The 17,810-nt window shown below is 34.6% G+C and carries 14 protein-coding genes; all 14 read right to left on the reverse strand.

The annotated features are described in order from the left end of the window. Positions 1-4: 4 nt before the first annotated feature. Positions 5-1,036 (reverse strand): WavE lipopolysaccharide synthesis family protein, encoded by a 1,032-nt coding sequence (locus D3222_RS10275; RefSeq protein WP_118986071.1) that lies wholly within the window; start codon positions 1,034-1,036, stop codon positions 5-7. Between the two features lie 114 nt (positions 1,037-1,150). Then, positions 1,151-4,198 carry an HAD-IA family hydrolase gene (locus D3222_RS10280; protein ID WP_118986072.1) on the reverse strand — a complete coding sequence of 1,016 codons (3,048 nt, stop codon included), beginning with the start codon at positions 4,196-4,198 and terminating at the stop codon, positions 1,151-1,153. Between the two features lie 54 nt (positions 4,199-4,252). Continuing rightward, a complete protein-coding gene (locus D3222_RS10285; protein WP_118986073.1) occupies positions 4,253-5,011 on the reverse strand; it encodes a glycosyltransferase family 2 protein in 759 nt (252 codons plus the stop codon). Beyond that, positions 5,012-5,341, reverse strand: coding sequence for a hypothetical protein (locus D3222_RS10290; protein WP_118986074.1), 330 nt, complete (start codon positions 5,339-5,341; stop codon positions 5,012-5,014). Positions 5,342-5,977: 636 nt separating this feature from the next. After that, positions 5,978-6,931, reverse strand: a complete 954-nt coding sequence (locus D3222_RS10295) for a DMT family transporter (protein ID WP_232832469.1) — start codon at positions 6,929-6,931, stop codon at positions 5,978-5,980. A 280-nt stretch (positions 6,932-7,211) separates the two neighbouring features. Next, on the reverse strand, positions 7,212-9,086 hold the full coding sequence (locus D3222_RS10300) for a polysaccharide biosynthesis protein (RefSeq protein WP_118986120.1): 1,875 nt from the start codon (positions 9,084-9,086) through the stop codon (positions 7,212-7,214). A 9-nt stretch (positions 9,087-9,095) separates the two neighbouring features. After that, a complete protein-coding gene (locus D3222_RS10305; RefSeq protein WP_118986076.1) occupies positions 9,096-9,707 on the reverse strand; it encodes a sugar transferase in 612 nt (203 codons plus the stop codon). Continuing rightward, positions 9,708-10,865, reverse strand: coding sequence for a DegT/DnrJ/EryC1/StrS family aminotransferase (locus D3222_RS10310; RefSeq protein WP_118986077.1), 1,158 nt, complete (start codon positions 10,863-10,865; stop codon positions 9,708-9,710). After that, positions 10,858-12,048, reverse strand: coding sequence for a glycosyltransferase family 4 protein (locus D3222_RS10315; protein ID WP_232832470.1), 1,191 nt, complete (start codon positions 12,046-12,048; stop codon positions 10,858-10,860). The genes D3222_RS10310 and D3222_RS10315 overlap by 8 nt, the downstream gene beginning before the upstream one ends. Positions 12,049-12,092: 44 nt before the next feature. Beyond that, positions 12,093-13,163 carry a non-hydrolyzing UDP-N-acetylglucosamine 2-epimerase gene (gene wecB / locus D3222_RS10320; protein ID WP_118986079.1) on the reverse strand — a complete coding sequence of 357 codons (1,071 nt, stop codon included), beginning with the start codon at positions 13,161-13,163 and terminating at the stop codon, positions 12,093-12,095. Between the two features lie 5 nt (positions 13,164-13,168). Beyond that, a complete protein-coding gene (locus D3222_RS10325; RefSeq protein WP_232832471.1) occupies positions 13,169-14,257 on the reverse strand; it encodes a glycosyltransferase family 4 protein in 1,089 nt (362 codons plus the stop codon). An 11-nt stretch (positions 14,258-14,268) separates the two neighbouring features. Beyond that, positions 14,269-15,141, reverse strand: coding sequence for a hypothetical protein (locus D3222_RS10330; protein ID WP_232832472.1), 873 nt, complete (start codon positions 15,139-15,141; stop codon positions 14,269-14,271). Between the two features lie 346 nt (positions 15,142-15,487). Continuing rightward, positions 15,488-16,594 carry a D-glucuronyl C5-epimerase family protein gene (locus tag D3222_RS10335; protein WP_118986082.1) on the reverse strand — a complete coding sequence of 369 codons (1,107 nt, stop codon included), beginning with the start codon at positions 16,592-16,594 and terminating at the stop codon, positions 15,488-15,490. Between the two features lies 1 nt (position 16,595). Further along, positions 16,596-17,804, reverse strand: a complete 1,209-nt coding sequence (locus tag D3222_RS10340) for a lipopolysaccharide biosynthesis protein (RefSeq protein ID WP_232832473.1) — start codon at positions 17,802-17,804, stop codon at positions 16,596-16,598. Positions 17,805-17,810: the final 6 nt, after the last annotated feature.

Below are 17,810 nucleotides of genomic sequence, written 5' to 3' on the forward strand. Positions count from 1 at the left end.
TTACCTAGCCTCTTTTACGGAACATTCTTACAGCGAAATTACGTACAAACGGAATCTGAAGCAGCCATGTCCTGAAAAAAAAATAAAAATACATTAATCGTGTAACAGCAGCTTTAAAATAAATAGCTTTCCTATTAATTCTAAAATAATTCAAATTATAATAATTATATAGAAACTTCCAATCATTGGTGGTATACACACTGTATCGCCCTTTACTATTGTAAATGATTTTATGCTTCGGCCAATGGAAATTTAATTCGGCTGCAGAAAATGGAATAAAATTATTCACATAATACTTCTCAGATAATTGTATTATCTGTTCATTATAGCACCCATTCCCGTTATAAACAGGCGCCCCTCTAACCTTACTAATACATTGAGTCCAGATATATTGTTCCGGTACATATTTCATTAAAGAATGGAAACAGTTTCGAGAAAAGCTCCCGAAAATTGAGGAATCTGCATATGGGGCATCAAAAAGACTCAGTAGATCGTCTTTATTTCCGGCAAGGCATATGTCTCCGGGATGAAACAAATATGGTAAATATCCTCTTGCATCTCTGGAAAATAATGAACAATTGACGATATAATTTTTAAAAACTTTATATCGTGTATCTCTGAATATATTAAATCTACTATTCGAGACTGACCTTAATAATCTTATAATTTGGTCATCATCGAAATAAGAATCAGTTCTTATCTTTATGACATAAAGATTATTACAATGTTGTATTCCAGCTTTTGTTGAAACAATCATTCTGTTAATATTTGATGATACTTTACCATCACTAGATGTTATAGTTCCCGGATCTTTATTATAAATGAAACTAATATTATTCTCTTTAGCAAGAAGAGCCAGTTTATTGGATTCATAATCATCTAATTGCCATGTTGATACAATAAGCTCCGACGACGGAAATGTTTTCCTCACAGCAAGAATATTACTGATAATTTCTTGATCGACTTTCCCTCCTTTTAATAGGGAACCTTGCATAACGATTGAAACATTATTTTTAACTAATTCAGTGCAGCTCATAGTTTATATTTAAATATTCGTTTACCATATAAAATTAGTAAATCCCTATATATGAATATAAATAAAGGGGCGTTCATTTTGAAAGCGTCTCTTGTATTATAAATAAAGGAATAGTTATTTAAACAATTTAACTAAAAAAGATAATTTACTGTAGACTAGGGATCCCCAGACCCATTGAGCATTTTCATCTAACTGGCGCATTGTTTTTAAGATATTTAAATTAAGTGATAATTTTTGGACTAATGGAACAAAATCGTCATCTTCTTTTCTATCTAAACTAAAACTAGCATCCTTTATCGTATTAACAAACTTATAGTCTGGCTTATTAACAAAATTAATCATGTTTTCCGAACTAACCACCGATATATCATTTGCAGTCAAGCACCATTTATTGATTACTTCAGTATAAGCATCTACAGCTGATAATAATATATTTCTTGAAGTATTATTCAACTCTAATGTCTCATATGACACATCGTGATTGTCCTCAAGAGAATAATTTTTTATCAAGAATTCAATTAAACTATAAGACCCAAAGAAAGCTGTAGCATCATGATAGCCGAAGTATTTATGGGCGTGTGGGTAATGTTTCGCAAGTTCATGAATACGACCGTCAACACCATAGTAAATACCATGACATTCAACATCCAAACTCTTTTCATGGATGTAAGAACCGATATCCTTCTGAGTTGTCCCTCCCCAGCCAATATCGACTACGGCCATTTTTCCTGCCTTGAAAAACCCAATTAGTGATAATTCATCAAGAACTTCCTGTCTGCGTTTTTCAAGGATAGGTTGATATTTTTCCTTGAAGTTATCTATAAACTCTTTGCTGTCAATATTCGATTTAGCCCCAGTACCTACATGCTCTTCTACTATTTGTTTTGATACACCATATGCGCCCAAAACAAAGGAAACCGAAAAAGTATCAGGAGCACCAACTTTATATGCTCTTTTAATAACCTTATAAGGATCGAATATATCACTCAATGGGGCAGATTTCCTACGTGGCATTTTTAGTTTTATTAATTCAGGTAATTGAATGCCATTAAACATTGCTGCCTTATTTGCAAGGCGTTGGATTAAGTCACAGAAAATTGTACCGTCTCTTTCAAGAAAATAGATTCTTTCTATGTTATTCAGATATGAATATTGAATTATATGATGGGAAAAAGATATAAAATCAAAACTTACATTTTTGTAAATATATTTTGAAACCACTTCTTCATACTTATTTGTCCGTTGTATTTCTGCCATAATTATTTTACGTAATAATTTTCTATTAGATGGCAGATTAGACTTTTTCAGCCTTCGGAAGAGATCATGATCATCGTTGAGCCAAAGGCTATATATTCCACGTCTACGAGGAGCAATAGCATCGGAATGTAAATTATCCCCAACGTGAAGGATCTTTTTATTCCTAAACTCGTCCTTAATTAGATCAAATAAGCGGCCAGAATGCTTTGTTACCATGAAACTTGAAGATACATAAACATTATTAAAATAATTAAGAAGACCTTTCTTTAAAAGAATATATTTAATATCTTCCGTAGAGAAATATATATCCGATGTTGCTATTATCACTTTACCAGAAGCTTTTATTTTTTCTAATAAATCATCAACGCCTTTTGCTACATAAAGAGTTTCAATTTCTCTATTAAGTTCATTGCTAACTATTGCTTCAGAGTTTTTTTGTATATCATCTTCTTTAAGGCCAATTTTTGTTAAAACTTGAATAATTACATCATTTATTACATACTCATACTCTAGTCCTTTTTTCCTATTATTCTCATAATATTCATTTACTGTTTCCTGCCTAACTCTGTTAAACAAATCAGCTGTGATATCTATTCCTTGTTTTTTTAGAAGATATTCAGCAAAAATACCTGTTTGAGCTAAGGGAACATATACGGGTTCAACGTACCTTCTAAGCAAAGTATCGAAAATATCAAAACTTATTACATCATATCCATTTATATGATTCAGTAATTCACTAATATTTTTAATGGCTTTCTTATCTTTTTTTACGATATTACCTTGCTTACCAAGATTTGGAATATTAACAAGTTTTCTCTTAAACTCTTCCTTATAACGTCTGACATAAATGTTATTTTGTATTGGCATGGTTATACGATTAATGTATTTAATTCTAGTCAGCAATGACAAAGAAATAATACCATATCTAACGATTTTTTTCGTACTGCTCTTCAATTTAGTTAAATTTAAAAGACTATTCCTCGAACGCTCATCAGCAGAATGGGCAATTTTTTCATCCGCATGATAATATTTATTATAATCTTGTAACCATACTTTATATCTATATAAACCATTCCAAACAAAGTCATCTAATAGTCTTTGCTTAATATGGCCTTTAAGTTCAAATCCCCAGATAGATTGATCTAAAAATACGTAGTTATCACAAATATATCTTTCTGATTCCTCTTGCAAAGAATCAGTAATGAATAGCCTATGAGGCCAATAAATTTCTTTTCCTGCCTTTCTCAGACAAGATATAAAGATATGTTGTTCCGGTGTATATCTGCTCAACATATGCGTATAAACATCTAAACACGGTTTATCTAAGTATTTAAAATATCGGGAGTCATCAATAGCATTTAGAGGTATATCATATAATTTTATTAAATCAGATGTATTACCAAATAGTATTATATCACTTGGTTGAAATAACTGTTTTGTGATAGCAGAATCACTTCCTGCATATTTTTTGGCATAAACAGCTGACGCTACAATTCGAGAATCAAAGATAGAATATTCAGAGTTTCTTTTATTATAAAGATTGAAATAATCTAGAAAATCTTTTTTAAATAAAACTGTATCAGTTCGAATTTTTAAAGTGTATTTCCTTGTAGCCTTTTTTAGCCCCTCAATAGTCGTAACTATTTGTCTATTAGTATTATCATATATGCCAAGAAATTCATCATAATAAACAGCGCTAATGGGTTTATTTTTAACGAGAATATCTACATCATACTCTTCTTTTAAATTAGTATCATTCCATGTACTTAAAATCAATTCAGCATCAGGGAACAAATCCCTCAATTCTGACAGACACTTTTCAGTCCATGTAATCTGTTCCTTATTATAAATTCCGCTATTTATTTGACCTTGGACTACGACAGAGATGTCTCGACTGTTTATCATAAAACATATTATCTCAAGAAAATGTTGTAAATTACATTATGCCAGCAGTTAGATTTAAAATGAGACTGCCTTTTTAAAAATATGTTCACAACTCTTAAAAAAATCTAGATCAGTGGGTGTACCCAGACCATACATTCCATTGGCTTCTGAACCAACGTTATAAATACCAATTTTTGCGTTATCTAATTCATACATATACGTATAAACTGGAGCTACATAGAATTCACCATTGCTGAGTTCATTCCGCTCAATCATAGTCTTAACATGCCGACAAAAATCAGAGCCCTTCTTATAATTATAAATGCCGACAGTAGCCTCATCAGACACAACTTTTTTTTCTATAACATCAGTCACATAACCAGCATCATTAATTTTCGCAAAAGACCACTTAGGATCGTCAGCTTTCATCGTCATAATGAGCCCATCAAGATTTTTTGATTGCATGCAATCTAAATAATCATTGATATCGATATCAACCCACTGATCAGAGTTAGCAATCATTAGTGGCTCATCGTTATTTATCAAATGTTCACTACACATTACCGTGCATGCCGCACCTTCTGTTATACCATTTATGCCAATGATTTCACACCCAGGAGCCATGCGCAGTAGCTCCTGCTTATAATTATACTTATCAAGATGTTCTTGCTGACAAATAAAAGTAAATCGGTGCTCGCATTTCGGTTTAAGGTTATTAATAACAACCTCAATCATTCTTTTATCACCAAGAGGAATTAATGGCTTCGGATCAGCATACCCTTTTTTAGAAAAACGACTCCCACGACCAGCCATTGGAACAACAATATTTAACACTTAAGTATCTCCTTTAAGATATTTATCATTTAATGCCCCAGGTAATTTAACGACAGCGGTTACTGTATCTTCAAGTGCTTCAAAATCTGTAAATTCACCAGGAGATATTTTAACAATATCACCGGCTTTTACTTCTGCACCTGCCATCTTTGCCCGACCAGATACAATTACTGTTATCTCAGTTGCGACTTTGTGACAATGTGCACTCTCTCTCTCTCCAGTAGTAAAATGTTGAACGGCAACCTCAACATTCGTGGTTTTATATAAGGTTGGTTCAAAACCACCGACGAACCAGCCCTTGACCATATCCTCTAATCTGGAAATTTCCATGAGTATCCTTTCTTAATTGATTCTAAGATATTAATATACGCTACCGCCCCTGGCTCTTCAGCTACCAGTGCACTGTGCACGAAGGTCGACGATTTAGTTTAAGTAAAGGCCAAAAGAGAATCAGTTTGGTTCTAACAAAAAGTAATGGGGGATAAGATTTTGTAACTAGTTGGGGGGAGATTAGACTGTAAACTTATCTGGGTCAAGCTTAACAGCCAACTTGTTTAACTAATTGGTAGAATACAGTTAGTTGAAATCTGTATTACTGCTCATGGAATGGCGGTTAGATCTTACCAACAACGTACTATGATGCCTTGCTTTTCAACAGGTTTCCTGCTATTCCATTCGCCTAGGGATGTAGCAGTATTTCCGTGATATCTATTCGGTAGTAATGATTAATTGTGACATCATGCTTATTTAGCATTGTGGTTAGTGAGATAACAATGCCCCTATCCTTTGACCAAAATATAGGTAAATCCAGCGGTGATTGTTGTTTAAAAGTGAGGGAAGGAGAGAGTGGTTGGTGTAGGTTCGAGAATACTTGGCGATATATTCTTGATAGCCAGTAGAGCCTTAGTGATTTTCTTTAACGATAACATTAAAACGAACTTAAACTTGCTACGAATAGAATCGTACTTATTTAAGTGTTAAAATCAATTTTTTGATATTAAGTGGATTTACAGCCGTCAGGAATGAGCCAGCGGAGACGCCTACACATAGGAGCAATAGATTTATAGAGATGGGTTCATCTACCAGCAAACAAGCAAAGATGACTGCCCAGATAGCGTAAGTGATGTTCAAACTCATAGCACGGATGGGTTGAAGTATGCTGATTGCTTTGTAGTAGAAGAGATACGATAGCGTGGCGACCAGAGAAGTGAAGAATAATAAGGAGTATAATTCTATATTTGAAAAAATATGTGTAACTCTAGGAAAAGAGTGAACGAGTAATATGATAATGATTAAGTAGCCTATGGAGGATGATAATTGTCTTATAAAATAAGCAATATCAGCAGGTATATCTTTATTCATGCCATAAGAGCTGATAACAACTTCGGAACTCCAGCCTAGTGCGCATATAAAAGCGAAAAGAAAGCCTATCCAGCCAGATATTGTCTGAGTTAATGCTGAGTAACCTAGTATCATAGTACACACAACGGCTAATATTAATCCCAATATGCCGATAAGGTGGATACGATCTTTAAGTAGAAAAAAAGAAATTAACGCGCCAATAGCAGGGTAAGTGGCTGAAATAGTTGCTGTGTAGCTAATGCCAATGTATTGAATAGCTAAGATATAGCAAGACATGCCCATTGGGCCGCCAAATATGGCCGCTAGTACGATTATTCCGTTTTTCTTGTTCTTGGGGATAAGGCATATCTCTTGGTACTTTCCTTTAATTAAAAGATATATAAACATATATCCGCATGAAATCATATCATTCAGGAAAGCAAGTACGATGGGAATAAAAAAATAAGAGGAAAGTGCAGTGTTTTTTAGTAATAATGCGAAAAGTACGCCGCTTAGTCCCCAGAAAATACCGGAGAATAGTCCATAGGCATTGGCTGTTACTTTACGGCTTGTGAACATAGCTATTTGGATACTTTTTCATAAAGTTATAGGCTCCAAGAGGCTAGCTCCATAATTTCCAGATGTTTAACCATTTTCCTTTTTTGAGGGAAAAACTGAAGTAAGTATAATGCATATGATATAGCTAATGATGAGGTTTTATTGGCTTGCTATTTTAATTTTTTGAATTATAGGATTTCTAATTACTCGTATGTTAAGAATTTCATAGAATTGTTGTTTATCAAGAAAGCCAATGTCGGTAATATGACTTGTCTATTTAGCTTGTTGGAAAGCTTAGATGTTATTTTAAAAGGTCGTAAATGTAATCTTTAGGATGAAAATCAATGGGAGCATTAATAAGGATCTGCCTAATATTTTCAAAATCGTAATTTTCACAAGATGTTTTTAAGTCATTTAATAACGGATTTAATTTATCCCAAGTCAGAAAAACTTCATTAGCTGTCATGATTCTTGGGTGATTGGTGCCAGAGACGTTATCACCAATTAATAACTCTTCATAAAGTTTTTCACCGGGCCTTAATCCGGTAATTTTGATTTCAATATCGCCATGAGGATTGGTTTCATCTTTCACTGTCAGTCCTGAAAGATGAATCATTTTCCGGGCAAGATCATAAATTTTTACTGATTCTCCCATGTCCAGAACAAAAACATCACCATTATTGCCCAGTGCTCCTGCCTGGATAACTAATTGGGCGGCTTCTGGGATCGTCATGAAGTAACGGGTAATCTCTTTGTGGGTGAGGGTTATCGGTCCACCACTTTTTATTTGTTTCTCGAACAGGGGGACAACGGAACCGGATGAGCCAAGAACGTTGCCAAAGCGAACCATTGAGAATTTTGTATGGCTGTTCTCTTTAGCAAAGGCTTGTAATATCAGTTCTGCAAATCTTTTTGTCGCGCCCATTGTATTTGTCGGGCGGACAGCTTTGTCGGTAGAGATTAATACAAATTTGTCAACTTTTTGATTGATTGCTACTTTGGCTAGTGAGAGGGTGCCAAAGATATTGTTATTAATGCCCTCTATGGTATTCATTTCTACCAGGGGAACATGTTTATATGCCGCAGCGTGGTATATGGTATTAATGTTAAATTTATTGATTATCCTATTTATTTTGTCTGAATTTTTTATGTCACCTAAAATCGCAGTAATCGTTATATTTAGATCTCTGTCCGAATTTATCTTTTGTAACTCTTTTTCTATTGAGTAAAGGCAATATTCGGTTAATTCAAATAAGACTAGTTGAGAGGGTGACTGAGTAATGATTTGTCTGCATAACTCTGATCCGATGGAACCGCCGGCACCGGTAATAAGAACGTTTTTGTTTTTGATATTTTTATTGAGTAAACTTTGTAATGGGTTTACTTGTTCTCTTCCCAGTAGGTCGTTAATAGAAACGCGTTTCAGTGAGTTTATTTGGGCTTTTCCTTCAACCAGATCATTGAAACTTGGGATGGTGAGGATTTCACAATGTTCTTTTTGGAGTTTTTCAAGTATTTTTTTTCTATTAGATATTGATGCACTGGGTATGGCTAATAATATTTTCTTTATATTATATTTTTCTACTAAAATCGTTATCTTCTCTGGAGGGAAGACATAAACCCCATGAATCGATAAATGATGTAATTTGTCATTGTCATCAACAAAAGCAATCGGGTTAAATTCTCTATGTTCTCTTAATATGGGTAAGAGTTGCCTACCAGATTCTCCTGCTCCGTATATGATAACAGGAGCGCCTTTATATTTTAGTAAATTACGTAGCGTTCTATAGACAAATCTTGTACCGCAGAGTGAGATAACCAGAAAAGAGAAATAGATAATCGGTACCGTTCTGGGCAAAAATGCTTGTTGGTATAAGGAAATTGCAGTTAATAGTAGAGTAGATAGAAATGAACCAATAATGGCCCATTTCAATATACTCATGTTGACATATTTTAATATCGATCGATAAAAGCCAATTCTTAAGAAAATGAATAGCGTGAAAGGTATGGTGAATATAATCGTTAACCAATGTTGTAAGCTGTAGATAGGTACTTCTCTATCAAGGCGTAGCCACATGCTTAGCCAGTATGAAATAATGATGATAAATATATCTACAATCAGAAGAACGATGGTTTTGATTAATCTATCTTGATTGAAAAACATTCTCTTGTTCATCATGGTTAATTACCTAAAAACTACTTTGTAAATGGTTTTAAAAATAATCTTCAGGTCATGGAAAAATGACTTTTTATCTATATATTCTAAGTAGTACTTAGCTTTTATCGGCATAATAATGTCGATATAGGCTTGATGAGGATCTTTATATTGACTCAATATCTGATTTTCATCGATCATTTCTATGGAAGCCAAATCTGTTATGCCGGGTTTTACCGATAATATTTTGTTTCTGACATCATCTGGATATTTGTCCATAAATTGTGGGACTTCGGGTCTTGGCCCGACTAAGCTCATTTTGCCTCGAACAACATCAATGAGTTGAGCTAGTTCATCAATTTTATATTTGCGTATGAATTTTCCAGAATTGGTAATACGGAGATCATTACCGATAGTGAGTTGTCCTTTTTGCTCTGATCCAGTGGTCATGCTCCTAAATTTGTGAATATAAAAATCGTGATTATATTGGCCTACTCGTTTTTGTCGGAAAAAAATGGGTCCTGTCGAATCCATTTTTATCCAGATGGCAATAGTTATTAAGATAGGGAATAATAGAGTGAGTCCAATGAGAGAAGAAATAAAATCAAAAAGCCTTTTTATCGCTAAATAATATGTCATCATTTATGCCAAGATCTCTTTAATTGTTTTGATAACGTAGATTTGGTCTTCTTTTGTCATTTTTGTATATAAAGGGATGGAGATAATTCTTTTAAAATTTTCTTCTGCGACGGGAAAGTCGTTTTCATTAAGAGAGTAGGTGTTTTTCCAGATGGGTTGTTTATGCAGTGGAATAAAATGGACAGAGCAGCCGATGTTTTTTTCTGCCATTTTTATGATAAAGTCATCTCTGGATATTTTGACTTCATTATTTAATCTAATGGTATATAGATGCCAGGCGTGTTGGCTATTAGGCTCTTTAGGTTTAGTCGGTAAGATAATGGGCAGATCTTTTAATTCATTGTCATAGAATTTAGCCATTTCCTCTCTTTTCTTGTGAAAAGTGTCTATTTTCTGTAATTGGTGGATGCCGATGGATGCACAAATATCTGGCATATTATATTTATAGCCCGGCTCAATCACTTCATAATACCAGGCAGGTATTTTAGATTGATATCTATCAAAGGCGTCTTTGCTAATGCCGTGGAGGCGCATTATTTTTGTTCTTTTTATGATATCTGGATGTCTGGAGACTAGCATGCCACCTTCCGCTGTTGTCATGGTTTTATTCGCATAGAAGCTGAATACAGTGACATCGGTATCTAGAGTGCCAATTTTTTTTCCTTTATATAAAGTCGGAAATGAGTGGGCGGCATCTTCAACTATTCGTAGATTAAATTTTTTAGCTATCGCAATGATGGTATCCATATCACAGGATAAACCTGCAAAATGCACCGGCATAATGGCTTTAGTTTTGGTGGTTATGGCTTTTTCTATTGCTATTGGATCAATATTCAGGCTATCAGGTAAGGAATCAACAAAAATGGGATGAGCCCCCAGATAACGGACAACTTCTGCTGTCGCCGTAAAGGTATAGGTAGGAACGATGATTTCATCACCCGGCTGAATACCAATGGCTTCCAATGCTAAATGCAATCCTGCCGTTGCTGAATTTACCGCAATGGCTTCAACATCAGACCCTAAATATTGGGCAAAATCTTGTTCAAATCTTCTGGTTTTAGGCCCGGTGGTTATCCAACCGGTTTTAAGTGAGTCAATAACCTCATCAATTTCAGATTGTCCAATTTCAGGTAATGCAAAAGGAAGGAATTTATTATTCATGATTGATGATTGCCTTTATGAAATTGTCTGCTAATACGGAATAAGCGTGATTTTCTAAAGCATAAATTTTGCCTCGTTGCCCCATTTGGCTTAATTCGTCAGTTGATAATTCACTGAGTTTTAATAGGGCCTGAGCAATGTCTTTTGGCTTTCCTGATTTAACGGTAATACCGCAATTCACGTCAGAAACGGGATCATTACCTGCATCAATCGCACATAAAATGGGTTTTCCCGCCATCATATAATCAATAAGTTTATTAGGGCTGATGCCAAATCTGAATAATGATTGTTTTTGTAGTCCTATATAAGCAATGTCAATTTTATTGAGTAATGTCGGTATTTGATTTTTGGGGATCGGATCAAAGAATATAACGTTATTTGTTCCTAGTAATTGAGATTCTTTTATTAAGTTATCCTTTTCAAGGCCCGTGCCGACTAATAAGAATGTCATCGGTTTATTATGAAGAAGTGAAGCGGTTTTGAGTAGTTTTTCTAGCGCATTTGGATGCCCGTGAGCTCCGCTATAGCATACAATTTTATGTCCTCTATTTTTTTCGGTTGCAATAAGCTCTTCTAGTGAACTGTTTAATGGAGTAAGTTGATTTATCCAATCTTCTACAACCACGCCATTAGGGATAATATGTAATTTGCTGAGCCCTAATCCATGTGTTTTCGTATGTTCTTGTACATTAGGCAGCATGGAAATGACCACATCAGGATATTTATAAGCCGCGTTTTCCGCGAGTTGACATAATTGAATAAATGGATGTTTAGGTGACATTCCTCCTAATTCTATGGGGGAAAGAGGCCATAAGTCATGGATTTCAAAGACCAGTTTGGCATTAGCTTTTTTGGCGAGACGTTTTGCAATCCATATATCCATCGGATATGTACTTGAAGCAATGACAACATCAGGTCGATATTTTTTGACTAAGTTATGGCTATCAAACCAAATTTGTCGTAAAAAAGAGAAAATATTTTTGACTCTGGATAATCCATTTCCGTTATAGCTCGGGGTGGGATACCAGATATATTCTAATCCGTTAATATTTTCGGTGGTTTTTTTATTGTCTATCAGTTTAGGTTGTTTTGTTCGGACATGAGAATAAGAGGCTGCGAGTATCGTAATATTATGTCCCGATTTAACCCATTCTTGCCCTAAATGATATGGACGAAATTCCATACCCAGGTCCGGCGACCCGGCATAATGGTTTATATAGACGATATTCATAGTAATGTTTCTAATTCGTCAGCAATTCTTGTTGCAGCGATACCGCCGCCATACATGGATTGAACCGAGCCTATATCTATACCCATCATGTCATGAACTGATTGGGTTATTTTGCTACTTTCAGCCTCTGAGAGTTTGTTGACGCCTGCGGCAATTAATTCTACCCATTCAGTTTGATCTCTCACGGTGATACAAGGTTTTCGGAAGAAGAAAGCCTCTTTTTGAAGTCCGCCGCTATCGGTAATAATCAGGGCGGTGTTTTTGAGTAACCAGATCATCTCTAAATATCCCACTGGCTCAATTAAATGGACATCTAAATGCAAGCCGTATTGTGCTAACATTTTTTTAGTTCTTGGATGAATTGGTATTACAACAGTAGCAATTCTTCTGTGTATATCATTCAATGCGTTTACTATTTCAGTTAAACGTGCCTGATTATCGGTATTTTCAGCACGGTGAAGTGTGGTTAATATGAAGTTTTGTATCGAATCCAGCCCATCAGGTTTTTTGGCTGTTTGGCTGAAATATAAAGCGGCATCTTCCATTACATCGCCGACTTTTCTGATATGAACGGGTTTTGAATTGAAGCCTTCTTCTTGTAGATTATTGACGGCGGTATCTGTTGGGCAGAAGAGAATTGAGCTGACATTATCGGTTAATATTCTATTGATCTCTTCGGGCATCTGCATATTAAAACTGCGTAGACCGGCTTCAACATGGATAATGGGAATATGTAATTTAGATGCGGCTAATGCGCCCGCTAAAGTCGAGTTTGTATCACCATATACCATGACGGCATCCGGTTTTTCTGTAATAAGGGCTTTTTCAACTTCGATTAGCATCTTTCCGGTCATTTCACCGTGCGAGCCGCCATGAATATTGAGAGTGTAATCCGGTTTGGGAATGGCTAATTCATTAAAAAATATATCGGACATATTAGTATCAAAATGTTGACCGGTATGAATGATAATTTCTTTAAATTTATTATGATTTTTTAAAGCGCGAGATACTGGGCTTGCTTTAATGAATTGCGGTCTGGCGCCTAATACGGTAATGATTTTTTTCATATCGATTAACGTCCAATTTGTTGATAAAATTTAGTTAGTTTATTTTGTTCAATATCCCAGTTGTATTTTTCATTGACTGCCAGAAGCCCATTATTACCCATTTCTTCTGCTATATCAGGGTTATTTGATAAGTAATCTATCGCATCAGCGATTTCCTTAGGGTTTAATGGATCGACACAAATACCACAATGATTTTTGACAACAATATCTTTCCATAATGGGAAATTTGAAGCGATAACGGGGATGCCGGCACTCATATATTCGAATATTTTATTGGGTTGGGCATCAATATGATTGGGTAGTGGGTGGTATAGAACGATACCCGCAATAGATTTAGATAAAAGCTCCTTGGTTTCTATGCGATTTAAAAATCCCAGTGCGTCTATTTTGTGCCAATTTTTCATGCTCTTTGTTTTAGTCTCTAAATCTTTATCTGAAAAATTGCCCGCTAATTTCATTGTTGTATTCGTCGTGAGGTGAGAGAGGGATTCAACCATCTCGGCTATACCTCTGATGTCGGAAATGCCGCCGACATAGCAGACTTGTTTTTCTTTTTCATGCCAGTTGGCGTTCTTGTTATGTAATTCACCTAATATGGGATAATTATTAATGTCTAGGGTATTGTTATTGAGTTTTAAAAATTTGTCTCTTATTGATGGGGTGGCCGTAATAATGCCATCAAATTTAGCCGCAGCATATTTCTCGTAGAGGGCGAATAATTTAGAGACAATAATCTTAGTGAATTTATTTAAATAGGGTTTGCTGAAAATTTGTTTAGGGACATCTTCATGGGCATCAAAAATGACTATTTTACCGCTCTTTTTGAGTTCTAATCCGATAGGGATGAGTTCCGGATCATGGAAATGATATAAATCAGCGTCTAATTCTAATGCTTTTTTATAAACTTTATCGGTTGTTTTAAAGATTCTATTTAATCGACCGGGTAATGTGCCGACATCAATGATAGCAATATTATTCTTGACTTCATTACCTTTACCATCTGCGACAATAAGGGAGACCTCATATTCTTGTTGTAAGGCAGAACACTCTTTTAGGAAAATACGGATGTCGAAACGCGAATGTACCGAGGTCATATGTGTGATTTTCATAAGGATATTTTGTTAGTTTTCGTAGGGAATAAAAATAATAATATGCTTAATGCCAGCAGCCCATAGGTCAGTAGTAATGCTGTAATCGCTGAGTTTGATATCGTGTATACGAAGGGTAAATAGAGTGTTGTTGAAAATTCAAATGGAACCTTTTTTGAGCACAGGTTCATTGCAAAGATTAATATATTAAATATAAAAAAGTTTATGAGTAAACCCAGTGTGCCGTATCTGGCGATACCGTCGCCAATAAAGCCGGTATTAGCCGATCCTGAGGTACCATAATAGATTTGAGAAACGATTTGAGGCGCCTCTGTTGTAAACTCGCTATTGTTGTTGTAGATATAATCATAAAAGTAATAGGTATTTAATGTCGGTGTGAAGAATACTCTGCGTAGCCAATGTATCAGTGGATCATAAAAATCGAAAATAAAATATAATACTCCGGCGGTAAGGAATAAATAGAGAATGATGTTTATCACCGAATTACTTATCGATTTTGTTTCTTTTATATAGAAGAATAAAATAATAACGGCGAGATTCATAAATGCTATGCTTTTTAATCCTGAAGAGCTGTAGATTAAATAGGAAATCAAAATGCTTATTGTAATGAGGATATATCTAATCGGACCTCTGAGATAGAGTGAAGCTAATAGGAGTAATGGTGAGATAACATATCCCCCATTGGTGATGATGTACATCGTGAGTAGTGGTGTGTTGTCTTTAAAGTGCTGTCTCACGGAATAAACTTTAAATATATTAGGGGGTATTAAACTTAATCCAGGATTGCTCATGACGAATAACAGTACAATAATACCACATCCTATTATCAGTATTTTATATAAGTCCCACGGGATTTTTAGTTTCGGCATGGTTATTCTATCTATTATCCGAAAAAATAATATCGATGAGAAAAATAATATGTTTATTGTGCATACGAAAATGATTGAATAGACAGAAGCTGAATTAATCAGTGGGAATATAATGGATACCGGTATAATGTAAGTGATATAGATTAACCATAAAAAAACCATCACGGGGTTTTTCTGGTTGTTGAGTAAAATGAGCGGTAAAAATGATATCCAACAGAAAAAAATACTTAAGTAACCCTGTGGGGTAATATTATAGCCTCTTACCTCATGGAATGTGTCTAATATAAGCACTGAATTCAGGTAGATAATAACCTGATAGATAAATATTTTCAGGATTATTTTAATATTATTTTGCATTTTTGCGGATAAAGAAGTAAATGAGTGATAATATTAAGATAGACAGGAGATACATCGTGATAAATTGATAGTATGCCCAACTCGCAGGGCCATGTTTTATGTAATAATATCCGCTATTAGCGGCGGATTTATTCCAGTTATTATATAAGTCTATTATTTCTTTATTTTTAAAATTTTGATTTCTTTCTATCAGATCTTTTAATAGAAGGGTATGGATTTTATGATATTTAATGTTACTTGGATTGCCAATTAAATCATAGCTGGACCATTCATTCTTTATGTCGAACTTAAATATATTATGGCTGATTGATTGATATAATTTATCGGCTGTTCTGGTATTTTCATCTGTATTTAAATAATTTTCAAAGGACTCAATGCCATAAGTAGAATAGATCATGCCGTTTAATACAAAAGCCAATTGGTCTGAATTGGCTTGAGGATCAACATATTCTTCAATCCACAGCATATTGTCTAATGTGGTTAAACTGCCGCCTTTATGGATAGGTGCTAGTGATGATTGGTAGAGTAATTTCGACGTTAGCAGATATTTATCATCGCCAAAATGGTCATAAGCTCTTAATAACAGAATAATGGCATAGGCATCTGTTAATCCTGACCACCAGGGGGCAGAGAGTTTATTGTTTTTGTAGCCTTTATATGACCAATCAAAATCATATAAGTAATGACTTTCACCATGAAATAATTTTATATTATTTAATAACCAATCTGCTGAAAATTTAAAATTATCAATCAATTTGTCTTGATTGAATTGAGGTGGTGGTACATTCCATCCGGGTAAGGAGGAATCGGTTCGCCATAATATATTGACGTTATCGTTATTTAAGCCTAAAGAAGAGTATATCAGGCCATAGTGAACAACATAAAATGGGGATAAGAAGGGTTCGGGAATATGAGGTGAATGCGATAATGGAAAGCCATTGCTATTAAATTCGCGTTGCGTGAATTTCCCTTTCATGACTAAGTTTCTCACATTGCCATTGAATTCATCCAGCTCATAAGCATATTTATTGAATGTATAGCTGACAATCATCACGATAATGATATAGGGGATTATTTTTATTATGATTTTCTTCATGTTAACCTTCTTTACGCATGAAAGATAATTTTAAAATATAAGCCGTACTCGTCAGATAAAGAGCAAAACTTGTGAGTGAAAATAATAAAAGGGTGAGATAAATATCGCCTAATAGATATCCAGTAAGGAGGGCTATTAGTCTTAATATAATCGATGTTGTTTGAATAAATAAATTGCTTTTCTGATGTTCATAAATGGATAAATATATCGATAACGATGAGTATATTATTTGTCCGCATAAATGTGGTATTAAACATAATAGATATTTACCTGATTCATGCCATTCTTCACCGAAAATAAAGGTGATGATGGGTATGCCCGTAAAGTAGGTCACGATAGCAAATAAAAGAGCAATAAATGTTAGGCAATAAAATGTTTTTTTTATTTTGAAGAAAGGGGATGCAGCCGTGTCTTTTAAATATCCTTGTAATATAGACGAAACGGTTTGGGTTAATAGTGTAATTGGCGCGCCTGATATTCTAGAGGCAATTAAATAAAACCCCGCAGATTTTAGCCCATAGGTGGACATGATAAATAATTGAGGGAGCTCATTACTCAATGTGTTAATGAGAGCCGCAGGGAAGTCATAAACCGGAAATTTATAATATTTATGAGTCAGCAATTTTATTTTTCTAAATTCATGTTTGCCTGTAATTAAACGATATTTGGATCTTTTACTTAAAAATAGGACACCTAATGATTGACCTAATATTTGGCCTAAGATGAGACTGCTTGCTCCTAAATGGGCAATACCGCCAATGATTTGGGTGCTAATCATGGCAACGGTTTGCGTTATTTTAGTGATAGAGAGTGCATGGTATTGTTTTTCTCTTATACTCTTGAAACTTATTGCCCGATAAAACCCATAAGTGATAATACCTAGCGGGATATAGTATAGATAGTTTCCTATAATTATTTTTTCTGAAATGTTAGATATTGCAAAAACAGTGATAACTATTAGGCTAATGGCTATTGGAAGAATGCAAGATAATGTGACTAATGAATTAATTTCACGATTTTTTTCTGATGAACTTATTGAAAATTCATAACGGAGACAAGCGCCTACGGCAAAAACACTTAAAAGCGATGAAAATGAAGCATAAATACCTAATTCTTCCGGTGAAAATAATCTTGTTAATACAGGTGTTGATAGTAATAATAATATCTGGCTGAATAATGATGAGAGTAATAAGCCAGATATATTCTTCAATAATTT

Source organism: Photorhabdus sp. CRCIA-P01, assembly GCF_003545805.1.
Taxonomy (GTDB): Bacteria; Pseudomonadota; Gammaproteobacteria; order Enterobacterales; family Enterobacteriaceae; genus Photorhabdus; species Photorhabdus antumapuensis.